Source organism: Flagellimonas sp., assembly GCF_965233845.1.
Taxonomy (GTDB): Bacteria; Bacteroidota; Bacteroidia; order Flavobacteriales; family Flavobacteriaceae; genus Flagellimonas.
The window spans coordinates 1,391,611-1,415,436 of sequence record NZ_OZ247584.1; the positions used below are offsets into that span (position 1 = coordinate 1,391,611).

A 23,826-nucleotide genomic window follows, 5' to 3' on the forward strand; every position below is an offset into this window, starting at 1 on the left:
TGCGCGCAATTATTGCAAATCCTTCGATTTTAGACTACACTTTTACCAATTCAACACTACGTATTAATACGTAATATTCTAACTTTATCCCATAGAAACACCTTGCTATATTCAATGTCAAAAAGGGATGCATATCAAACCATTTGTTCCTATTGTGGAGTAGGTTGTGGCATTACGGTTACCAAGGATGTCAAAGGGACCCTTTCGGTGGAAGGAACCGAGGATTACCCGGTGAACAAGGGTATGCTCTGTTCAAAAGGCAAGACGTTGAACTATGTGACCCAAGATACTTCGGATAGAATCCTTTATCCGGAAATGCGATGGAGCCGAAATCATCCCATGCAGCGCGTTCCTTGGAATTTGGCCTTTGAGCGGGCAGCGGCTGTGTTCAAAAGTATCATGGACCGTCACGGCCCAGATAGTGTAGGACTCTATGTTTCGGGTCAATGCCTTACAGAGGAATATTACTTGGCCAATAAATTGACCAAGGGCTTTTTGGGAACCAATAATATTGATACCAACTCCAGACTTTGTATGAGTTCCGCGGTTGTAGGGTATAAGAAAACCGTGGGGAACGATGCAGTGCCCATAGCTTATGCCGATATTGAACTGGCAGATTGTTTTTTGATCGCAGGTGCCAATCCCGCTTGGTGTCATCCTATTTTATTCAGACGAATTGAGAAGCATAAAGAGCAAAATCCGAAGGTGAAAATTATAGTGGTGGACCCCAGAAAGACACAGACCTGTGCCTTGGCGGACCAGCATTTACAAATTTTACCTGGTACGGATGTCATTCTGTTCAATGCCATGGCGCGTTGGCTCATCGAAAAGAAAAAAATCAATAAAACTTTTATCCAAAAGCATACTTCCAATTTTGAAGCATGCAGACAAAAGGCCTTTGAACTGACGATTCGCCAAGCTGCTGAAAAATGTGGCATCACTGCCGATGAGATACGAACGGCCTCAAAATGTATTGGCGATGCCAAGGGTTTCATCAGTATGTGGACCATGGGATTGAACCAGAGTGTTATCGGGGTCGATAAAAACCTATCCCTGTTCAATTTATCCCTTTTAACCGGGCAAATCGGCAAACCTGGTTCCGGACCTTTCTCGCTTACTGGCCAACCCAATGCCATGGGAGGTAGGGAAGTAGGTGGAATGGCAAGTTTACTGGCTGCTCATCGGGATTTGGGTAATCCGAACCATCGACAGGAGGTTCAGCAGTTTTGGGGCGGAAAGGAAATTAAAGGAGAGCCTGGTCTTACGGCAACGGAAATGTTCAACGCTCTGGAATCGGGCAAAATGAAGGCAGTTTGGATCATTTGTACCAATCCCATTGTGAGCCTGCCCAATGCCAAGAAAATTGAACGGGCCCTGGAAAAGGCAAGTTTTGTGATAGTTCAGGATATTTCGCACAATTCAGAGACCACGAAGTATGCAGATTTGTTGTTGCCTGCCGCCGGATGGTTGGAAAAGGAGGGCACCATGACCAATTCTGAGCGTCGCATAAGCTATTTGCCAAAGGTAATTGACCCACCAGGGGAAGCACTGCCCGATGTGGAAATCTTATGGCGCTTTGCGCAAGAAATGGGCTATCATGGTTTTGACTACAACAATGCCTCTGAGGTCTATGATGAATATTGTTTGTTGACAAAGGGAACAACCATTGATATTTCCGGACTATCCTATGAAAGACTCATCAAGGAGGGGAGCTTTCAATGGCCCGTGCCTTCTCCTGACCATAAGGGCACCCCACGGCTGTTTCAGGACCAACACTATTTTACCTCGAATGGAAAGGCTCATTTTAACGCTCCTCAACAACTTTATAACAAATCAGAAGCTCCAACACCTGATTTTCCTTTGATTTTGAATACAGGAAGGGTGCGTGATCAATGGCACACCCGTACTAAGACCGGAAAAGTAAAGCGTTTACTGACCCATATTCCGTCACCTTTTCTTGAAATGAACGGGGTGGATGCCTATTTGCGCAATCTTAGGGAAGGTGATATTGCAGTGGTAAAGAGCCGGCGCGGTAGTGTAAGGGTCAAGGTGAAAGTTAATTATGACATTCGGGAACGGGTCGTTTTCTTGCCCATGCATTGGGGGAAAGTCCTAAATGATGATTTTAGTAGGGCCAATAACATCACCAATGATATTGTGGATCCCATTTCAAAAGAACCTGACTTTAAATATTGTGCAGTTCAGGTGGAAAAATATAAGAAGCCAAAACAAAAGATAGTGATTGTTGGGGCCGGGGCGGCAGCGTATCGTTTTATACAGACCTACCGCGAAAAAAATAGGGAAGATGAACTCCATGTATTTTCCAAGGAAGAACACCCATTCTATAATAGGGTTTTGTTACCTGAATACATCAATGAAGAACTGTCTTGGGAATCCCTCCTAAAACTGAAACAGGGTGAATTGGAAAAGCTAAACATCAATCTGTACGCTAAAAATGGTATTCAAAAAATCAATGTACAAGAAAAGACCGTGGTTGATGACCTAGGGTACACTCATTCCTATGACCTTTTGGTCATGGCAACAGGAAGTCGTGCTTTTGTCCCAAATGAAGTTCGGTTGGATCTACCGGGAAGATTTACTATGCGGGAACGTGGTGATGCGGACCGCCTTAAACACTATTTATCCAACACTAAACTTCCGGCCGATCAGCAGCATGTGGTCATTGTTGGTGGTGGTTTGTTAGGACTTGAATTGGCGGCTGCGCTAAAGAAAATCAATGTCAATATCAGTATTATTCAGCGTGCACCAAGGCTTATGGAGCGGCAACTAGACCCTATCTCAAGCAGGTTATTGGCAGAAGACGTTTCAGAAAGGGACATCCAACTGTTCTTTGATAATGAGGTGAGTACCGTTTTTGGGGACAAAGATTCCCCATATACCCTTTTGGTCAATCTTAAAACCGGACGAACCTTGAGGTGCAATGCCATTGTCTATGCGATAGGAACCAAACCCAACATTACTTTGGCGCAAGATGCGGGGCTTGAAACAAGAAGGGGTGTTTTGGTCAACCCTTATTTAAAAACGAGCGACCCCTTTGTTTTTGCATTGGGTGAAATGGCTGAATTTCAGAACGCCCTGTATGGTATCACTTCGGCGGCGGAACAACAGGCAGATGTTGCCGCCAATTACATTTTGGGAGATTTAAGCAGTATATACAACGGTTCGGTTCTGATGAATATCTTGAAGTTTGAAAACTTGGATTTGTGCAGTATAGGCATGGTCAATACACCTAAAAACGACACTTCTTATGAAGAAATCTTACTGATGGATGTCAGCAAAAGATTTTACAAAAAGTGCATTGTGAAGGATGATACCTTAAAAGGTGCAATCTTGATGGGGGATAAAACTGAATTTGCAGAATTCAAGCGACTCATTGAGGATGAAATAGAACTTTCAGAAAAACGGGAAGAACTGTTACGGGGAGCAGCCAAAGTCGAGCCAATGAAAGGAGATTTGGTCTGTTCTTGCAGTCAAGTGGGGGATGGAAATATTAAGGATGCCATTGCAAGAGGCTGTACGGATTTTGCCAAGTTATGTGCTGAAACGGGCGCTGGTCTTGGCTGCGGAAGCTGCAAGCCAGAAGTGCAAGCATTGTTAAAAGGACAAGTAAAAATGGCCATAGCGTAAATGTATGAATGATGATCTGCACCGAATATTGATCAAAGGAGGGATTACCTCTCCGGGAGAGCTAAAGGATATCATAGCTATGCTCGAGGCTGCTGGTCTGTCCGAAGTTTATTTTGGATCACGTCAAGATTTGCTATTTCCTCTGGAGAATCTTAAAAAGGACCAACTTGAGCAAATATCGAAATACAGCACGGATGTAATTTCGGATAGAAACTATCAAAATATTGTATGCTCTTATGTTTCGACCGATATATTTGATACGACCCATTGGCTTAAAGGCTCCACATACCTATACCTTTTGGAACAGTTTGATTTTTTGCCAAAACTAAAAATCAACATCACCGATCCAAAACAACGTTTGGTGCCCATATTTAATGGTAACCTCAATTTCATTGCCTCCGAACTAGAGGATTATTGGTATTTGAATGTTTTTCTTCCCCACTGGAAAAAGAGCGCATACTATCCTGTTCTGGTTTATAGTTGGGACATTGTTTCTTTATGCAAGACCATTGAAGAGGTATTCCATACCATGGACAACGTTGAACAATTGTTCACTGTATTAAATCAATTTCTCAATACCAATAACAGAACAATGGATAAGGAACTTGTTGTTCCCTACCTGACATTCCCATATTACGAAGGGATGAACAAAATGGGGATCGATCAGTATTGGTTGGGACTGTATTGGAGAAATAATCGGTACGATCTGGATTTTTTGAAAGCGCTGTGCGGATTTTGTTTGGATAACAGTATTGGGAAAATTTGCATCACTCCATGGAAATCGTTCATCATAAAGGGAATATCCAAACAGAGTCGCCCCGAGTTGGAACGATTTCTAGGGCAAAGGGGCATCAACGTTAGGCACTCCCAGTTGGAAATGAATTGGCATTTGCCCGTTGATGATCAAGAAGCGTTAGGGCTTAAAAAGTATCTGGTCACTGGTTTTGACCAGAATGATATTAGCACTTATGGACTAACATTTGGTATTAGCGATGAAGTTGGCAAACAATCCCATTTTTCTTCCATAGTGATTGAAAGAAATCCCATTTCCACCTTGCTGACTGAATATGAAGCAAAACCCACTTATAATGTCTGTCATTTTAAGGATTTTGACCCCAATACAACGGAATATTTGGTCTATGCGCAAGATGTGGACAAAAAAGCACTTCCCCATCTCCTGATTGAATTGAGCAAGCAATACTTTTTACAACTTGGCCAGAAAAGTGAACAGGAAAACAAAAAAAAGGAAGAGACCGAACCCATATCCCATAAAGTGCACCAATGCAGGAATTGCTTAACGATATACGATGAAGCCGTAGGAGAACCCCAATCCAATATTGACAGAAACACAAAGTTTGAATCTTTGTCCAAAGAGTATTATTGCTCTGTTTGTGGAGCGGATAAGTCAAATTTTGAGCCTGTTGAAATAGCCATGGGCCAAGGTGGCCCAATTAATGAAAGATAGGGTCACATGATATTATTTGGTGTTTTCAGTTTCTGAAAAGCCATGATAGACTGAAAAAGAGATCAAAAAGGCGATCAATTACAAAATATTGAACTTAGGTAATTGGTTTATAGCGAGATATAAAACGTTCTCGGATTCCGCCACCTCGACTAGCCTAAAAATAAGCAACAATAAAGCACTATTAATCGTTTGATTTTCAGTGCTTTTTATTTTTAATGAATTCACCAGAAACCAATCAAAACCATATAATAGATGTGCATTAGGTGTGCGGATGTCCACTGAAACTGTCCTATCTTTAAACAGCTTTCGGGTATGCTTTGACTTTGGATACAACAATCATTGTTTAGCCAAGGTCATTGAATAGGAAGGCCAAAAACACCATCGCAGCAATTCTCTGCACAGAAAATCAAGGAACGTTCCAAACCAACTATCAATCTATGTGTGCATTACACTTATATATTTTTGGCAAGTGGTTTTATATTTCTTCTTGAGAGTATAATTGCCAAAATGATTATGAATAAAACTTGAATTGAAAGCAGTTTCAAATCTTTAAAAACATCTGCCCCAAGAAAGCCATGTGCGAAATTCGTTCCTCCATGAAGTAAAATGGCCAAGAGAACACTTCCGTTGGTTTTATTGTATAACCAAGAGAATACCAATCCCAGGGAAGTCATTAAAGGAATATAGAACCAAATGGGCATTGAACCCACCGCTTTGGGTAAAAAAATGAATAGGGGCAAATGCCATATGCTCCACATAAATCCAATTATGAGACCAGAGACATTAGGACTGTATTTGTTCTGTAGTAATTCTTGGGCATAACCTCTCCATCCCAATTCCTCGGCAATTGGACCACCTAGTAATGTATTGATTAAATAAAAAACAGGAAGTAACAACAGAGCTAGACCAAAATCCCCATTATCTATTCCCATTCCCTCCAAAACCACTGTAATATCAAGTAAGTTGCCTCCTAAAATATCATAAACAGTGACAGAAACCAATCCGATGAGTAGAAGGCCAAAAATTGCAAAGAGATAATATTTAACGTTCACTTTCCAAATGAGTAATTTTTTAAGAAGATTTTTGAGCCCATCCTTCCCTGAATTTACCAATGTTAACAGGATTGCGGCAATGGTTGGCCCCCAAGCACCAGGAAGGACCCAAAATTCATTCAGCTCTTCCGAGATATACAAAGGGCTCCAAAGACCCCATGAGATTAAAATGGTAAGGCCAAAATATTTGTAGATGTTTACCAACACCTTATCTTTTTCCTTATTCATCCCAAATCTTTACTTGTTGCCAGCTTTTATCTATTTCCAATAGGTTTACTTAAGTGCTTTTAATAGGTAGTCTTCAAGTAAAGATGTGACTTGATACATAGTTTGGGAGCCATAATTTTCTCCAGTTAAGGAAATTACAGCATTCAAACTTGGAAATACATAAATGAACTGACCACCATTACCTGCCGCAAAAAAGGCGTCTACTGACTGTCCATCCACTGTAAATTCTTTCATCCACCATTGATAACCATATCCATCTGTAAATCCTAAATTTAAATCGACAGCTTTGGTTACAGATTTTTCAATCCAATTGGATGATATTATTTGTTCTCCATTCCATCTACCTTCATCTAAATACAGCTGGCCAAGTTTGATCATATCTCTTCCTGAAATAAACAAACAGCATCCTGTCATAGCTCTATTTGTTGGACTAAAAAGCCAGTAAACGGTATCAAATTGCAAAGGCCCGAAAAGGTATTCTTGTGCAAAATCAGGAACACTTTTATTGGATTTATTGCTAATAGCGGCTCCTAACGCATGAGAAGCCATGGTTGAATAAGCAAAAGAATTACCCAGCTCTGAGGACATAGGTAAGTCCAATAGACCTTTTACAAAATCAGAATAATTGCGGTATATAAAAAATAGTGTGTTTTGATCACTTTCTATAGGATAGTCCCACTCGTTGTATTGCCAACCATGTTGCATGGTCAAAACATTTTCTAAAGTTATTTGATTTTTACTATCACTCCAGTTTTCAAAACTATCGTATTCAGGAAATAAGGTATAAAAGCCTACATCAACTGAGTTAATAAATCCCTTATCGATTGCAATGCCCATAAGTGCTGAAGCAAAACTTTTTGTAGCGGATTGCATCGTATGGACATTCAGGTCGGTGTTACGAACTGCAGCGTCATTAGCATCCAAAGTTGTTCGAAAAAGCTCATCTACGATTAACTGACCATCACGAGCTATTAAAATGGAAGAAATGTTGACGAAGTCACCATCGACGATTTTTGAGATAGCCTCTTCCAATAAAATCTTATCAACGTCAACATCTTCAACACTTGTGACTAGCCAACCATCTTGTTTTTCTTCAGGAATAGCATAGTTGTACGAGGAGTTTTCTGGGTTGGATTGTGGATTATCATGCTTATCGCATCCAATCAAAATCAAGATTAAACATAAAATGATCAATAGGCTTGTTGCCCTTAAAATATTACTGGTTTTGGTTCTCAAGTTCTTTTGCAGGTTATAGGTTAGTTTTTAATCATTTGCAACCGCCTCAATCTCTTCATAAAACAAGGAAACTGTCTTAGTCTTGAAGTCCAAAAAAACCTAATAAGATTGTGGCAAGGGTTCTGAATTACATTTCAGAACCAAAAAAATCCATTAAGGTTTTCATAAAGTAGCTACCAGCGATGATTGTAGATAACAGTTTAGTGCTCTGTTTCTTTGTTTTTATTGTATAATCAGGTGTCCATATTTTGAAAACATGGCATAAAATACTGATTAATAGGTTATTGCGGGATAACGGCTAGATCTGTAACCCTGACCACGGAGACCTCTGGTTTTTCTAGCGGTTTTGTTGCATTTGAACGTGTCTTAAAGCAGCACACTTATTCATCAAGTCGTACAAATTGCAGCAACCTGAAATCTATGACTTCATCTCCTGGAATCTGGGTGGCCTTTAATACAAGAGTACCTTTTCCTTGTTCCAGATGAATGCTACCTAGTGAAATAGGGACGAAGTCTTTAACATACGATTCCATCCTAGGGTAACGGTCGTTTTCGGCTCCAATCAGGGGAGGCGAATTTGGTTCGATTACTTTCTTTTTTACCACAGCGTTCCTAAATGCCAATTCCAATTCCGCGCCTATGTTTTGTTCCCCACAGGTATAATACAGGATTGCCTCGAAAGTCCCTTTCTCCAATACCTCAATATCCCAGGTTATGGAATCTTGAATACTCTTCCAGTTCGTGAAGAAGGAATCATTGGGCCATCTGTTGCTGCGTTTGATGTTTCCATGGGCTTCTCCATCCCTGGCGGGTAGTTGGGTAAGGTTAAAATCAGGATGTCCAAGGGTAAAGGGTTGATTATCCCTTTCAGTGGTTGTCACCTCTTCAATCCAATTGTTTTTTAAGATAATCAAGGAGTCCCTTAGTTTGGATTGGGAAAGGGATATATCCGTAGTCTGTCCTGGATCAGCGACGATGTTATACAACCTATTCTCAGAATCCAAGCGATAGCTTTGGGTGCGAACACTAGTTTTATTGTTCCAATGGTTAAAGATTGCCCTATCCTTTACCTGCAGCCCCTCTCCTCTAATAAGACCGCTGAAATCCTGACCATCAAAGCCTAGGTCTATCGATGATTCAAGAGAGGCCAACCCAAGCAAGGTAGGCAACAAATCCACCGACCCCATAAGTTGTTCAATATGTTGTCCTGGGTCAATGACAGCGGGCCATTTGATAAAGAAAGGGGATTTCACACCGCCTTCATCCGTGGAACCCTTTTTGCCCTTTAATCCTCCATTCCAACGCCATCCGTTGGGGCCATTGTCAGACATAAAGACAACAATGGTGTTTTTATCCAATTCTTTTTGCTTCAGATAAGAGGTCAGTCTACCTACGTTCCAATCAATGTTCTCTACCATGGCCAAAGCGGCTTTGGTAAACTGTAAATCCTCCTCGCTTTCATTTTGGTATCTCTTCTGCAATTTCCGATTGGTGAATTTGTTCCAAAAGACATCTGGAACCTGCATTGGACTATGGGGTGTGTTCAGCGGAAGGTACAGTAGAAAAGGTTGTTCTTGATGCTTTGAAATAAAGTCTATACCATGGTTCACAAAATCGTCCACAAGGAAACCGTTACCTTTAACAATCTCCCCATTGTGTTCCAACATGGGCCCAAAATAATTTCCCCAATGACCGGAACAAAAACCATAAAAGTCCTCAAAGCCCCTGCTATTGGGATGATAAGGTGGCTGCATTCCATTGTGCCATTTGCCATAGGCGGCAGTAGCATATCCAGATTTTCGAAAAAAGTCAGCAAAGGTGGGGAAAGATGTGTCCATTCGTTCACCTCCGGCAGAAGTAGAGTACACCCCCAACCTAGGAAAGTACATGCCCGTTAAAAGCTCTGCGCGAGTAGGGGAACAGACGGGTTGCACATAAAAATTATCAAAAACCGCCCCTTCAATGGCTAGGGAATCTATATGGGGAGTAGAAAGATTGGTGTTGCCATGGAAACTTAAATCACCCCACCCTTGATCATCAGTTAAAATGACAATTATATTGGGTTTTTCAACTTCATTTTTGACCTTGTTTTCGTTCGCGCAGCCCATACAGAACAGCACAACTAAAAAGGATAAAGGTTTTGCAAGATTCATCGGTTACAAGGTAGCAACATAAATTCATATGGTATGGCACCAAAATAACTTTTAGACTTCAAAGAGGTATTGTCCCCTTTTGTCCAATAACTTATTTGGTAAATCTATTGGGGCAAATTTTACTATTTTATTTTTTTCCACTGCTCGTATTCAATCTTTAGATTTTTATCGGTAAGGGGATAAAGTCCGATTATTGGGCTTCCCTGATTGACTTTTTCCATTACAAATTCTTCGTAAAGGGTCATTTGCAAGCACTCCTCTGCAACTGCAGCTGCTATGTTCCGCGGTATTACGATGACACCATCATCATCCCCAACAATGAAGTCCCTAGGAAATACGGCCACGTCTCCACAACCAATTGGTTCGTTGATCGCAATGGCTTGATGAAGTGTTAAATTGGTGGGTGCAGAAGGAGTTTTGTGGAAGGCTGGGAAATCCAAGGCCGCTATTTCGGCCGAATCCCGAAACCCTCCATCGGTAACAATGCCTTCCGCACCTCTTTGCATGAGCCTGCTTACCAAAATGGAGCCTGCAGAAGCAGCGCGCGCATTCTTGCGGCTGTCAATAACGAGTACGGACCCCTTTGGGCATTCCTCAATTGCAACCCGTTGCGGATGTTCAGGATTTTTGAATACCTCAATCGAATTCAGGTCCTCTCGTGCGGGAATGTACCTGAGCGTATAGGCTATACCAGCCATTGTTGACTTCCCCTTTTCAAGTGGTTGCACTTCTTGAATGAATTGATTTTTCAGACCTTTTTTAAATAAACAAGTTGCAATGGTGGCTGTACTTACCTTTTTAAGTTTGTTGATTATTGCTGATGAATTATCCGTGACCATGGTATGTAATATTGGTGTTTTGGTATTTTTTTCTTCAATTTTTTGGTAATAAGACAAATATACATATATTTGGTAAACCAATCTGGTTAACCAATTTAAATGAACTTGGAATTTCTTCCAATGATGGCGATAACTTGCACATACTGGAAGATGCCTCAAAAAAAAGGGTAGCGGATTTTCGTTCATCCGTTGAAGCAGTGCTAAGACTATTGAAAAGTTTAACTGGATAGTCGTTTTTCACATTAATAATAATCAACACAGCAAAAATGAACTTTAGAACATCAAGATTAGTTTTTTACCATTGTCTATCAATGATTAGTGTCGTTTTGCTACTCGTTGGCTGTGTTGAACGCAAAGCGCAAAAATCCAGTGAGCATTCGGAAGAGGTAGCTATGGGCACAAGTGCAAATGACGTTATACCATTTTTTCAGCACTGGAATTTAATCTTGGGTGATGGTTCCAATGTGGGGCAGGCAACCAACTATGAACATGAGGATTTCTTTTATACGGCCAAAGATGATGAAAAGGATTGGGTGGTGTTTAAAACCCCAAATGCTGGCAATACCCACGGCACTTCAAACAATACAAGAACCGAGCTGGCTCAATTGAAAAAGTGGTCTCCCATGACCGAGGCTAAAATGAATGCTACCCTAAAGGTGATGAATGTGGCAACCACTGGTGATGCCCGTGTGCCTGCAACTTATTCGGTAGTTGTGGGCCAAATTCATAGTGCAGATGGGCATGAGAATGAGCCACTCAAGATATTTTACAAAAAATTTCCGGGTCATACCAAAGGTTCTGTCTTTTGGAATTACGAAATCAATACAGCAGGTGATGATAACTCCAAAAGGTGGGACTACTCTCATCCTATTTGGGGTTACGATTTTTCCGTTGTTGGAACCGATGAAAACAGCTATCCAACCGAACCGGAAGATGGAATAGCTTTGGGCGAAGTATTCAGTTACGAAGTGATAATAAAAGATGGGGTTATGCATCTCAAATTCACAAGTGAGGGGCACGAAACAAAAACATTTACCAAGAACCTTATCTTATCTGAATATGCAAACCGACAAGATTTTCCGGAACAGGTGGAGCATTTGTTTGTTCCCATAGGTCAGGATGGTGTTGAACGCAAAAATGCCTATAAAGAGGAGGGACTCTTTTTCAAATTGGGATGCTACAACCAAACCAATGGGAAAGATCCCAGGGTGAACAAAGTATGGTGTTCTGGGGCTGAAACCCATGACGGGAATATTGAAAAACAATATGCAGATGGAAATTATGCAGAAGTTTGGTTTGAATCGGCAAGTATCGAGATTAGCGAGGATGCGATTTCCAATGCGGGTTATTTCCAAGCCAATGATGGCTTAAGCAAGAAAACCGTTTACCCCCATGAGGTCATTCCTTTTATGGATAAATTCAAAATATTGACTGGGGATGGAACGCATGTAGATGATTTGACCAAGTATGAGCACAAGGATTTTTTCTATACCGTAATTGATGGAACACGGCGTTGGGTAGTTTATAAAACACCTAATTCCGGTGTCACTTCAAAAAATTCCAGTAATACCAGAACTGAGCTACAGGAAAAAAGGGAATGGACACCCGAGAAAGGAGGTAACCTAACGGGCACTTGCAAGGTTATGCAGGTTTCTGTTTCTGGGGATGCGCGGGTCGCTGCATCCTATTCCACCGTAGTTGGACAGATTCATAGTGGTGAAGGACATGAAAATGAGCCACTTAAAATATTTTACAAGAAGTTTCCAGGTCATAAGAAGGGATCCGTATTCTGGAATTATGAAATCAACACCGCAGGTGACGATAACTCAAAAAGATGGGATTTTTCAACGGCGGTTTGGGGAAATGATATGTCTGTTGTAGGACCTAGTAAGCATACGTTTCCACCGGAACCGAACGACGGAATAGAACTTGGCGAAGAATTTAGCTACGAAGTAAATGTATATGAAGGTATAATGTACCTCACCTTTGAAAGTGAAGGGCATAAGACCAAAACATTCACTAAAAATCTCATCTCATCCGAATATGTGAATAGCACTGATTTACCGGAACAGGTCAAGAAACTATTCGTGCCAATAGGACAAGACGGAACGGAACGTCAGAATGCTTATAGTGGAGAACTAAATTATTTTAAACAAGGTGTATATAACCAAACCAACGGGAAAAGTCCAGAAACCAATATGGTTTGGTGTGCTGGGGCGGAAACCTATGGTGGCGACATAGCCAAGCAATATGAAAATGGCTGTTATACAGAAGTGTGGTTCAGGGCTGCAACTATTGGTCCTGGAATACCACCAAAATAATAGAGGACAAAGCACATCTCAGAAAAGTAAATTTTTAACTGATCAAGAGCAATTTTATATGAAAACATTTGGAGCAAGCAAGGAGTTTATTCAAGGGGACGATCTTGAATGGGAGGTTGTTGGTGAAGGACTGAAGAGAAAAATTATGGGCTATGATGATAAAATCATGCTTGTTAAAGTTCACTTTGAAGTGGGTGCTATAGGTCAAATGCACGAGCACTACCACTCACAGGTAACCTATGTGGAAAGTGGCAGCTTTGACGTGACCATAGATGGTAAAACCCAGACGCTAAAAGGGGGTGACTCTTTTTACATTCCACCACATGCCATGCATGGTGCCGTCTGCACCGAAGCAGGTGTCTTAATTGATGTTTTTAGTCCTATTCGAGAAGACTTTATGGGCTAAAAGTGTTAAAATCAGGAAATTAATTTTTTTAACGAAAAAATAATATATATTTGGTAAACCAAATTGGTTAACCAGTTTGGAGGACCAATAAAAAACACACTAACTATGAAAACATAAATCAACAAAAAAAGGATAGGTGCACGCCTATCCTTTTATAGATATCACTTCTTTGGAGGGAAGTAATACGTAAACAAATACACACTGCTGTGACTTGTCAACACAAAACTACGGAATTCATTTGATATGAGGTGGTGAGTGGTGATAACCAGTATTTGAGAACGAAGATCACTATTCACAAGGTGGATTGAATTTACTAATCAACATGAATTATTGAAACTAACTAGACAAATGAATTTTAAATCAAAACTATTACTAATTCCACTGTTGCTGGCCAGCATGCAACTTTTGGCCCAGGATTTGACGGTGACGGGCACGGTTACCGATGCAAACAATACCCCCGTACCTGGGGCTAACATTATTGTACTGAACACAACAAGAGGTGTACAAACAGATTTTGATGGCAATTACAGTATTGCCGTATCATCTGGCGAGATATTACAATTTTCCTATATCGGTTATGCCACCCAAAACATTACCGTTGCAGATCAGACAACTGTGAATGTGGTACTGCAGGAGGACACTAGTCTATTGGACGAAGTTGTCGTGGTAGGTTATGGAAACAGAAAAAGGTCACAACTCACCGGTGCGGTTGCAAAAATTGGAGGTGATGACGTTGCAGCTATTCAGGCAACCCGGGTAGATGACGCCCTTGCGGGTAAATTGCCTGGTGTGCTGATCCAAAACCAAGATGGATCACCAGGTGCGGACCCAAAGATTCAGGTAAGAGCAGCATCCTCTATTTCCGGTGACTCAAGCCCACTAATTGTTGTGGATGGCTACCCAATTTCAGGAAGTTTGGCAACAGTTAACCCTAATGACATTCAAAGTTTGGAAGTGCTAAAAGATGCTGCTTCCGCTGCAATCTATGGTTCCAGGGGAGCCAACGGGGTTATTTTGATCACAACCAAAAAAGGTAGGGAAGGTAAGGCGAGCTTTAGCTATAATGCCTTCACCAGTTTCTCTAGCAAGTATCGCGACAACATCCTTAAATCTGGGCCAGAATGGGCTGCGATCTCAAGAAGGGAAATTGCAGCAGGGAATTGGGATCTTTCCCAAATAGATCCAGATTTTGTTGAATTTAGATTAAACGCTTACGAAAATTCACCTGGCGCCATAAGCCCAGAAGACTGGCTTTTTCAAAATGGTAGTATCATGAGCCATGACTTTAGCGTGAGCGGAGGAACCGAACACGTAAATTACTTTGCGTCCTTGGGATACCAAAATGCAGAAGGGGTTATTATAACAGAAGGATTTGAAAGGTTGAACGCACGTTTGAACGTTGATGCTACATTGGGGGAAAAGTTCAAAACAGGTTTAAGTTTCAACGGATTCACATCCCATAGGGACATTCTTGGTCATGACATGAGAGACCTCTTAAGAGCCTATGGAGTCCATCCCGTTTATCACACAGAAGAATCAATTGCTTTTGTACAACAATTGGATCAACAAGCACAGGCACTGGGACTTGCTCCCTTTGATGATGGCTACAGAGGTTCCACATATGAAGCAAGTAGCATTTATGAGCTGGAACCGGGAATGGCTGCGCAGGACTGGCATTACGGTAGGGCCAACAACGGTATTGGGGGGTCTGGTGATGCAGGTCCAGCTGCAAAACTTGACAATACGGAAAGCTGGCAGAAGACCTTTTTCGGTAACGTCAGCTCGTATCTGCAATATGAGATCATAGATGGCTTAAATGTGAAAACCGTTTTGGGAGGGGATTTTAGAGACACCCAAACCTATACACATAGACTGCTTGGATTTGACTCTAGGGCACGTACTTCGCAAACCAACATGAATCAAACAGATTTGAAGGTTACCTCGGTATTAAGCGAGACTACATTGAATTTTGCTCAAGTTTATGGCAAGCATGACATATCTGCCGTGGCGGGTATCGAATTTCAAACCACCCAACTACAAGGGACCGCTTTGAGTGGTGCAAATGTTCCGGATACTGCAATTCAAAATTTCAACCTGTTTGATCCTGCGGACATTACCGTAACGGAACGAGATGAAAGAAGGGTAAGGGAAAGTGTCTTTGGAAGAATTAACTATGCGTATGACAACCGCTTCCTGTTCTCGGCCTCTCTGAGAAGGGATGGGGATTCCCGTTTTGGCTCAAATAGAAGGTATGAAACCTTCCCAGCGCTTTCAGTGGGTTGGAATATACATAATGAAGCATTTTGGGAACCCATTTCCGAAGTGGTGAGTACTTTCAAACCAAGATTTAGTACCGGTTCTTTGGGAACTACCTCTTTCTTGGGCTCGTATGATGCGCTCAGTCTATTGCAACCCCAGGCTACTATTTTTGGCACTGGATTTTTGATCCCTTCCAATGTGGCAAACCCAGATTTGACCTGGCAGACAAACACAGAACGGAACTACGGAGCTGACCTGGGATTTGCAAACAATCGTATTCGATTGGGTGTGGACTACTATACCTCGGATATTGAAGACATTTTGATCAATCAAAGTGTATCTGAAGTATTGGGAACTACTTCCATAGTACTTAATTCCGGAGATGTAAGAAGCTCTGGTTTCGAATTTGAATTAAATGCCTTGGTCGCAAGTAATGACAATTTTTCTTGGAACCTTGGAGCCAATTTTGCCACTGTTGAAACGGAAATCACTGATTTGGGAGGTCTCACCGAATTACCACAAACCATTTATGGACAGAGTGGTCGAGGTCCTGTGTTTAGAAACTACGTAGGCGGAGAAATCGGTGAAATGTGGGGCTTGGAAACCATTGGAGATGTTGAAATGAGGTTTTTGGAAGACGGAACCAGACATCCTAACAATGCCACTGGGGAATCCTATGTTGTGGATCAAAATGGAGATGGAGTCATTGATGCTACCAGAACGGTGGAAGATGGCGGGGACTTGGTAAAAATTGGCCAGAACTCGCCAGACTTTTATTGGGGTTTGAACAGTTCCATTAGATACAAGGATTTTGATATGTCCTTCCAATTTCAGGGATCCCATGGGGGCGAGGTCTACAATATTGATCCGCTTTATTATGAGTCACAATGGAGCGGCAGGTTAGTGGATAGTTTTGATGCCAATGACGATGGCATCGCCGATCACAATGGTGAGTTTTATATTGGAAACAGAGTCCAAACCGATGCTACAGTTCAAGATGCTTCCTATGTAGCGTTGAGAAACCTAACCATTGGATATACCATTGACCCTGAGCTCACCGGTAAATGGGGAATCAACTCTATTAGATTGTACGGTGCAGCTACCAATTTGCTGTACATCTGGGGTGATGACTATACCTCTTATAACCCAGAAGGTGTTGAGATTACGAATAGTGGTTATTTGGGCCCTACTACCTACGGGGTGCAAGTAGGCGCAAGCCCGATTGTCAGAAGCTTTACGCTTGGTTTAAATGTTAACTTTTAATACAGAAAAAATGAAAACTATATATAGATTAGTATTGGTATCATTGTTGGCATTGACAGCATGCGATAATGACTTGGACCAATTTCCACCAAATATTGCCAGTGCGGATTCTTTGACGGATTTTGGAGGAGTTTTGAACGCCGCGTACTACTATCAACTTGGAACGGTTACACCCATGGCCATAATGGGTGAGTTTAGGGCGGATAATGCATTCATGTTTGAAGAACCCTATCCATCATTCGATAGATACAATAGTGATTTAACGGTTATGGAAGACCAATTTTTTGGTCCTTTCTATACGGCTTTGTACAAGTCCATATTGAGTACGAACAACGTGATCGAAAATTCTACCGACGCAACAGAAATAGGCGAGGCCAAATTCTTAAGGGCATTATCTTATTTTAAATTGGTTCAAGTGTTTGGGGATGTAACCATAAACCTATCGTCTGCTCCCAGCCTTACGGATACTTCCATATTGGTAAGGCAACCAGCCGCGGATGTGTATAATAATGTGATCATTCCCGATTTAAATGATGCAATAGTAGCCCTGAATACTCAAATTGAAGATGGACGGGCTTCTAGATTTGCTGCCCAGGCCTTATTGGGAAAAGTTTATGCCACCAGGGGTGATTACGCCAATGCAGAACCTCATTTGGCCGCTGTTGTCAATGGCGCTGCTGCGGCAGGAATTAGCTTAAAAGCCAACTTTAATGAGATTTTTGGTGCGGAGTTCGAGGATGGAAATTCCGAGATTATTTTCGCAACCCAAATATCAAGCTCGGTGGTGGATGAATACACTTTTGGTTCAGACTTTTGGAACTGGTTCGTAGGGGATGATTCAAAATCGGACTTTCCCGTGGACGCGGATTTGGTTGCTGCCTTTGATGCTAGCGATGCCAGTGGGGGAGGAACGGATTTAAGAAGGGCGGTAACCCTAAGTGCAGAAGGTACAACTGCCATCAAATTTCCCAAAGATGGGGGATTGGGTGCAGAGCATGACTGGATAGAGATACGATTGGCCGATGTTATACTGCTGTATGCAGAAACATTAAATGAAAATGGCTCTCCCGCCACAACGGTACTTCCTTTGTTGGATGATATACGGACAAGGGCAGGGTTAAACAGTTTAACGGGAACGGTAAGCTCACAAGCTGAGGTTAGACAAGCTATCTTGGATGAAAGAAGATTGGAATTGGCATTTGAAGGACATAGATGGTTCGATTTGGTTAGAACAGGCGCCGTTGATGCCGAAATGGGAGAAGCGGTAAATCCCAACTATTATGTGTTTCCTATTCCAATTTCGGAGATTCTGGCAACCGATGGGGTAATTACCCAGAATCCGGGATATTAATATATGGTTGAATACTAAAAGTTTGTAGTGACATTTTTGAGTTAGTTTGGTTTTAGTAACTATTGGCCAATTTATTTGGCCAATAGTTTTAACAAAGCGATAAAATCAATCAGTTTTGAAAGCAGGAATTAAGCTTTCCTGATTTGGGCAAATTGATTAAATTTAACAAACCAATCTGGTTAACCAATTTTTCAATTGATATAATTTATGAGAGTTGATATACTTACAAAGAGCGAAAACAGAGAGGTGCAGAAGGAAATCATTTCCAAATTGCGTGATTTGATAAGCTATAAAAACTTGGAACCTGGCGACAAGTTGCCTTCGGAAAGAATGCTTTCGGAAAAGTTCGGGGTGAGTAGAAGCAACGTCAGGGAGGTGATTCAAAAATTGGAGTTTTTTGGTATTCTAAAATCCAGGCCGCAGAGTGGAACCTTTATCGCAGATATTGGACAAATTGCCATGAGCGGAATGATGGCCGATATCTTAAGACTGGAAGACCCTGATTTTAAGTCGTTGGTTGAAACTCGAATTCTATTGGAACTCAAAACTGTGCGTTTGGCAGCATTGAGGCGAACAGATGAGGATTTGGCCAAGATGAGAGAAGCTTTGGATGCGTACAAGCAAAAAGTGCTCAACGGGCAGGATGCTGTCCAGGAAGATTTATTGTTTCACTTGGCTATTGCCCAAGCTAGTAAAAATAGCAGCATGAATACTTTCATGTTGATTATTACCCCAGAGATCATAACCAATTTTGAAAAGTACCACGTATGTGATGCCAACCTTTCCTTTCAGGGAATTCAGGAACATGAAGACATTTATGAAGCCATAAAAGAACAAGATCCCAAAAAGGCCAAGGAGAAAATGAAAACACATTTCAAAATCTTGTATCAATATTGTTATAACGTCTAAAATCGTAATAAGGGTAAAACAAAAATGCACGGTTTTGTTTTACGGTATAAAATATATGGAGGGAAGAAACTAAACAGAATACGATATCCATTCCTGACTATCTGGGGATTTACATATCAGTTTAAAATTCTAAAGTGTTGGACAAATAGGGCTGGTTTCGGTTGAAATCATTTGCCTAACGGGAAAACTCTTGTCGTACTTCCTTAAAACTTTAAAAGATGAAATTAAAAGGCTTACGTTGGTGGGTGATTGCTTTGATTTGCATTGCTACCGTAATCAATTACATAGATCGAACGGCATTTGGCGTAATGTGGCCCGAAATGGGCAAGGATTTGGGAATGGATGAAGCTGATTATGCGGTTATGTTGAATGTTTTTATGATCACATACGCATTGGGCAAATTCTTGTCCGGTAAGCTCTATGACCAAATTGGTACCCGTTTTGGTTTTGTGTTTTCCATTGCCCTATGGTCTGCTGCCGCAGTGTTGCATGCATTTGCAAGAGGTTTGGTATCGCTCTCCGTGGTAAGGGCCATGTTGGGTCTGGGTGAAGCTGGGAATTGGCCAGGGGCCGTGAAAAGCAATGGGGAATGGTTTCCCGTTAAAGAACGTGCAATTGCCCAAGGAATTTTTAATGCAGGGGCTTCTTTGGGCAGTGTAATAGCACCAGCTTTGATTGCCTTCTTGTACGCCCAATTTGGCTGGCGTTCAACCTTTATCATCTTGGGTCTGGTTGGTTTTGTCTGGATTTTCCCTTGGTTGTTGATCAATAAGGCGAAACCTGAACAACATCCGTGGATCACGGAAGAAGAAAAAAAGATGATTCTTTCGGATCGAATTGAATCACCTGAGGAAACCCAAAAAGTGAAAGGGTCTTCCCTTGCAAAAATTCTTGGCTATAGAGAATCTTGGGGTGTTCTGGTTTCCCGATTTTTTATAGAGCCTATTTGGTGGCTGTTTGTAGGCTGGATGCCTTTGTATCTAAACTCAAAATTTGGTTTTAGTATTGAAGAAATAGGGTCAACCATATGGATTTCCTATCTGGGGGGAATGGCAGGAAGTATTTTGGGCGGATGGTTTTGCGGGAAACTTATGGAAAAACATTCTGTTGACTATTCCAGAAAGATATCGATTTTAATAGGAGGTGTTCTAATATTCCTTGGGTTAATGGGTATTATCTTCTTTGTGAAAGGTAACAACCCAATGACGTTCATTTATATTGTGGCCTTGGTCTTGTTTGGATTCCAATTTGCTATCGGTAATATACAGACACTTTCAAGCGACTTGCTCAAAGGTTCTTCCGTGGGAACGTTGGCAGGTTTGGCAGGTACGGTAGCCGCCATTTCCGTAATTATCATGAACTGGCTTATCCCGAAAATTACCACGGTTTCATACACCCCTGCATTTATAATTATAGCGGTATTGGCTCCATTGGCAGTACTATCAATATACATTTTAATACGAAAAATAAAACCTGTCGAACTCGATTCGATATAACCAACATTAAATAAAAAAATTTACAAATGATATCAAAAGGAAAAGTGGCTGTTATAACCGGCGCAACAGGCGGTATTGGCTTTCAAGTTGCAAAAAGACTCGGAAAGGATGGTTACACTGTAATCTTGAATGGGATAGAAGATGAAGTAGGAGCACAGCGGGTAGAAGAGCTTGCAGCAGAAGACATTAGGGCAGAATATTTTGGTTTTGATGTAACGAACGAAGAAGCGGTGAATTCCAACATCAATGCCATTGGTTCGAAATACGGAAAAATTGACGCATTGATAAACAATGCCGGAGGTCTGGGAGGAAGAGCCAGATTTGAGGAGATGACAACAGAATTCTATAGGGGAGTAATGGCATTAAATCTAGATTCAACATTTTTTGTTTCCCGAGCGGCAATACCTTACCTTAAAAGAGGGGAGAACCCATCAATTATTAACTACACTTCTATTGCAGGATGGAATGCAGGAGGGCCAGGTGCAGGCATGTATGGCACATCAAAGGCAGCCGTTCATGCCATTACAAGAGCGTTTGCAAAAGATCTTGCGGAATATGGTATTCGTGTGAATGCTGTATCTCCAGGGACAATTGATACGCCATTTCACACACAGATCAAATCTACCAAACCTGAGGTATTTGCTTCCTGGAAAAACAATATCTTACTAGGCCGATTAGGCCAACCCGAGGAAGTTGCCTCCGTTATTTCGTTTTTGGTGGGCAATGATGCTGCATTTTTAACAGCCGAAACCATCCAAGTTGGTGGTGGACAAGGTTTAGGAATATAAATTGAAAATGAAAGGATTAGAAGGAAAAATAGCTGTCGTTACTGGAGGCTCAAGAGACATTGGGAGGGCTATTTCGGTTAAACTGGCCAAGGAAGGTGCAAAAGTGGTTGTGAATTACTACAACTCCGAATCAGCCGCCATAGAAACCGTTGAAGAAATTCGGTCTTTGGGACAAGAAGCCATCGCTGTAAAAGCAGATGTTTCTAATCTTGGGGACATTGAGAACCTAAAGAAACAAGTGGTTGAAGCCTACGGAGATAAAGTTGATATTTTAGTGAACAATGCGGGAGGGCTTTTTGCCAGAAAAACATTGGAAGAATTTGATGAACGCTTTTACAACCTGGTTATGAATGTAAATTTTAAATCCACGGTGTTCGTGTCCCAAGCTTTTGAACCCCTAATGGGCCAAGGTGGCTCCATCGTTAATCTATCGTCATTGGCAGCAAGAGATGGCGGAGGGGGTGGCTCGGCTTTGTACAGTTCTTCTAAAGGAGCGGTTAGTACATTCACCAGGGCCATGGCCAAAGAACTCGGACCCAAAGGTATTCGGGTAAACGCCCTTTGTCCTGGCTTAATAGGAACCAAGTTCCACGATGATTTTACAAAGGATGAGGTTCGGTCCAAAGTAGCGGCCGGGACCCCGTTGCGGAGGGAAGGCACTGCACAGGAAGTTGCTGATTTAACAGCTTATCTGGCTTCTGATGAAGCCTCTTTTATAACTGGGAACAACATTGATATTAACGGTGGCTTGGCATGTAGCTGAGAAAAAGAGCAAATCTTGAAAATTGGGCGGTTAGTTTTTGATTAGCTCGAAGTACTTGGATAACTTTAAGTGATGGCAGATTAAATAGTAAGTATCAAATTGTGAGATGGCTGAAAAGCAAACCCTATTTAAGAAACTAATTGCTCTTGTGTTGGCTTTCGGCCCTGGTATTTTTGCCATTGGCTATACCGTTGGTACGGGAAGTGTCACCTCCATGATTGTGGCAGGTAGTACCTATGGCATGCAACTTTTATGGGTGCTGTTGCTCAGTTGTTTTTTTTCTGGGATTCTTATTCATGTGTATGGCAATTTTACTTTGATTACAGGGGAAACTGCCCTATTTGCGTTTAAAAAACACCTTAAATGGGGAAGGGTCATGGCAATTCTGGTCATCCTGGGAATTGCCTTGGGTCAGTGGAATTCTTTGATGGGAATCATGGGTATCTCCGCTAACATCATTTATGAGATATTCGCAATTTACTTCCCACAGATTTCCGAAAACAAATATGAAGTAGTAATCGTTATCGCCGTGTCGGTAACATCTATTTTGTACGCCCTTCTTTTGGTGGGCAAATATTCTTTCTTTGAAAAGATCCTGGTCATTTTTGTCACCATCATGGGACTCTCTTTTCTGATATCCCTATGCATGGTTTACCCGTTGCCAGTTGATGTGGTGCGCGGACTTGTTCCCAGCATTCCCGAAGTGCCTGGGGGTAAAATGCTGGTGGCCGCATTTGTGGGAACCACTATGGCAGCGGCAACCTTTTTATCACGTCCACTCTTTGTAAAAGGCAAGGGCTGGACGGTTAATAATCTTAAAGAACAGAAAAAGGATGCCATAGTAGCGGCCATCTTGGTATTTGCCATTAGTGCGGCAATTATGGCCGTTGCAACGGGAGCACTTTTTTATGATGGGAAACCGGTGACCCAAGTACTGGATATGGTCAACACCTTGGAGCCCATTGCGGGGAAATTTGCATTAACGCTGTTCTTTTTTGGGACCCTGAGTGCTGGACTTTCCTCAATTTTTCCCATTTTACTCATTGTCCCCATTTTAATAGCAGACTTTCAGTCGGGCGAATTGGACACCAGTTCCAAACAGTTTAAGCGAATTACGGCCTTTGCCTGTCTATTTGCGCTGATAGTTCCCATATTTGGGTCAAACCCGGTTGAGATGCAGATTCTTTCCCAAATTTTCAATGTTTTTGTACTGCCCTTGGTGATTATCGGCATTATGCTTCTGATCAATAACACCAAATTGATGAAGGGAAACAAGACAAGTATGTGGATCAATATAAGCTTAATTGCTGCATTGTTCTTTTCCCTCATTATTTCTTACAATGGAATTTTGGCATTGACCGATTATTTCTAGAAGGTTGATTTAACTATGACCTGCTCTAGGAAAAGTTTATGTGAGTTCACGCCCACAAAATCTGAAATTATGAGGAGATTACGGATTACGGGTAGCTAAAGTACTGGCTAAAAGCTGTTCGTGGATGATTATGGAAAAGAAGGAGAACAAAGGTTTTTAGATCTATTTTGTTTTTGGCTGGAAAATATTGGAAATTAACTGAGGTTAATTGTATATTTGCACCCGCAAAATAGGTCGCGTAGCTTCCCGAAAAATAAATTGGGACTGGCAGCTTCGC

The 23,826-nt window shown here is 41.6% G+C and carries 15 protein-coding genes; 11 read left to right on the plus strand and 4 right to left on the minus strand.

Translation table 11 applies throughout. From position 1 onward, the window contains the following. Positions 1-114 precede the first annotated feature (114 nt). Together ACO6S0_RS06110 and ACO6S0_RS06115 are read left to right on the plus strand one after the other, a co-directional pair. Positions 115-3,648: a molybdopterin-dependent oxidoreductase gene (locus ACO6S0_RS06110; protein ID WP_422351113.1), complete on the plus strand. Its 3,534-nt coding sequence runs from the start codon at positions 115-117 to the stop codon at positions 3,646-3,648. A 4-nt stretch (positions 3,649-3,652) separates the two neighbouring features. Beyond that, complete coding sequence (locus tag ACO6S0_RS06115) at positions 3,653-5,113, plus strand: rubredoxin (RefSeq protein WP_422351114.1); 1,461 nt, start codon at positions 3,653-3,655, stop codon at positions 5,111-5,113. 452 nt (positions 5,114-5,565) lie between these two features. Here the strand turns inward: ACO6S0_RS06115 and ACO6S0_RS06120 are convergent, their stop codons facing one another. The 4 genes from ACO6S0_RS06120 to ACO6S0_RS06135 all read right to left on the minus strand — a co-directional run bounded on the left by ACO6S0_RS06120 (position 5,566) and on the right by ACO6S0_RS06135 (position 10,621). Beyond that, positions 5,566-6,393 (minus strand): CPBP family intramembrane glutamic endopeptidase, encoded by an 828-nt coding sequence (locus ACO6S0_RS06120; protein WP_422351115.1) that lies wholly within the window; start codon positions 6,391-6,393, stop codon positions 5,566-5,568. 45 nt (positions 6,394-6,438) lie between these two features. Next, a complete protein-coding gene (locus tag ACO6S0_RS06125; RefSeq protein ID WP_422351116.1) occupies positions 6,439-7,629 on the minus strand; it encodes a serine hydrolase domain-containing protein in 1,191 nt (396 codons plus the stop codon). Between the two features lie 380 nt (positions 7,630-8,009). Further along, positions 8,010-9,782, minus strand: a complete 1,773-nt coding sequence (locus tag ACO6S0_RS06130; protein WP_422351117.1) for an arylsulfatase — start codon at positions 9,780-9,782, stop codon at positions 8,010-8,012. A gap of 122 nt (positions 9,783-9,904) precedes the next feature. Further along, a complete protein-coding gene (locus ACO6S0_RS06135; RefSeq protein WP_422351118.1) occupies positions 9,905-10,621 on the minus strand; it encodes a ribonuclease activity regulator RraA in 717 nt (238 codons plus the stop codon). Between the two features lie 311 nt (positions 10,622-10,932). On the opposite strand from ACO6S0_RS06135, the gene ACO6S0_RS06140 reads away from it, so the two are divergent. From ACO6S0_RS06140 to ACO6S0_RS06180, 9 genes are all read left to right on the plus strand, one after another. Next, positions 10,933-12,942, plus strand: a complete 2,010-nt coding sequence (locus ACO6S0_RS06140) for a polysaccharide lyase family 7 protein (RefSeq protein WP_422351119.1) — start codon at positions 10,933-10,935, stop codon at positions 12,940-12,942. Between the two features lie 58 nt (positions 12,943-13,000). Next, positions 13,001-13,348, plus strand: a complete 348-nt coding sequence (locus tag ACO6S0_RS06145; RefSeq protein ID WP_422351120.1) for a cupin domain-containing protein — start codon at positions 13,001-13,003, stop codon at positions 13,346-13,348. A 348-nt stretch (positions 13,349-13,696) separates the two neighbouring features. Further along, a complete protein-coding gene (locus ACO6S0_RS06150; protein ID WP_422351121.1) occupies positions 13,697-16,870 on the plus strand; it encodes a SusC/RagA family TonB-linked outer membrane protein in 3,174 nt (1,057 codons plus the stop codon). Positions 16,871-16,880: 10 nt separating this feature from the next. Continuing rightward, on the plus strand, positions 16,881-18,221 hold the full coding sequence (locus ACO6S0_RS06155; protein WP_422351122.1) for a RagB/SusD family nutrient uptake outer membrane protein: 1,341 nt from the start codon (positions 16,881-16,883) through the stop codon (positions 18,219-18,221). Positions 18,222-18,428: 207 nt separating this feature from the next. Next, positions 18,429-19,130 (plus strand): FadR/GntR family transcriptional regulator, encoded by a 702-nt coding sequence (locus ACO6S0_RS06160; RefSeq protein ID WP_422351123.1) that lies wholly within the window; start codon positions 18,429-18,431, stop codon positions 19,128-19,130. Between the two features lie 218 nt (positions 19,131-19,348). Beyond that, positions 19,349-20,626: an MFS transporter gene (locus ACO6S0_RS06165; protein WP_422351124.1), complete on the plus strand. Its 1,278-nt coding sequence runs from the start codon at positions 19,349-19,351 to the stop codon at positions 20,624-20,626. Positions 20,627-20,652: 26 nt separating this feature from the next. Further along, positions 20,653-21,414 (plus strand): SDR family NAD(P)-dependent oxidoreductase, encoded by a 762-nt coding sequence (locus ACO6S0_RS06170; protein ID WP_422351125.1) that lies wholly within the window; start codon positions 20,653-20,655, stop codon positions 21,412-21,414. Positions 21,415-21,421: 7 nt separating this feature from the next. Beyond that, the gene (locus ACO6S0_RS06175; protein ID WP_422351126.1) at positions 21,422-22,177 is read left to right on the plus strand and encodes an SDR family NAD(P)-dependent oxidoreductase; all 756 of its coding nucleotides are present in this window, start codon (positions 21,422-21,424) and stop codon (positions 22,175-22,177) included. Between the two features lie 106 nt (positions 22,178-22,283). Beyond that, the gene (locus tag ACO6S0_RS06180; RefSeq protein ID WP_422351127.1) at positions 22,284-23,549 is read left to right on the plus strand and encodes an NRAMP family divalent metal transporter; all 1,266 of its coding nucleotides are present in this window, start codon (positions 22,284-22,286) and stop codon (positions 23,547-23,549) included. Positions 23,550-23,826: the final 277 nt, after the last annotated feature.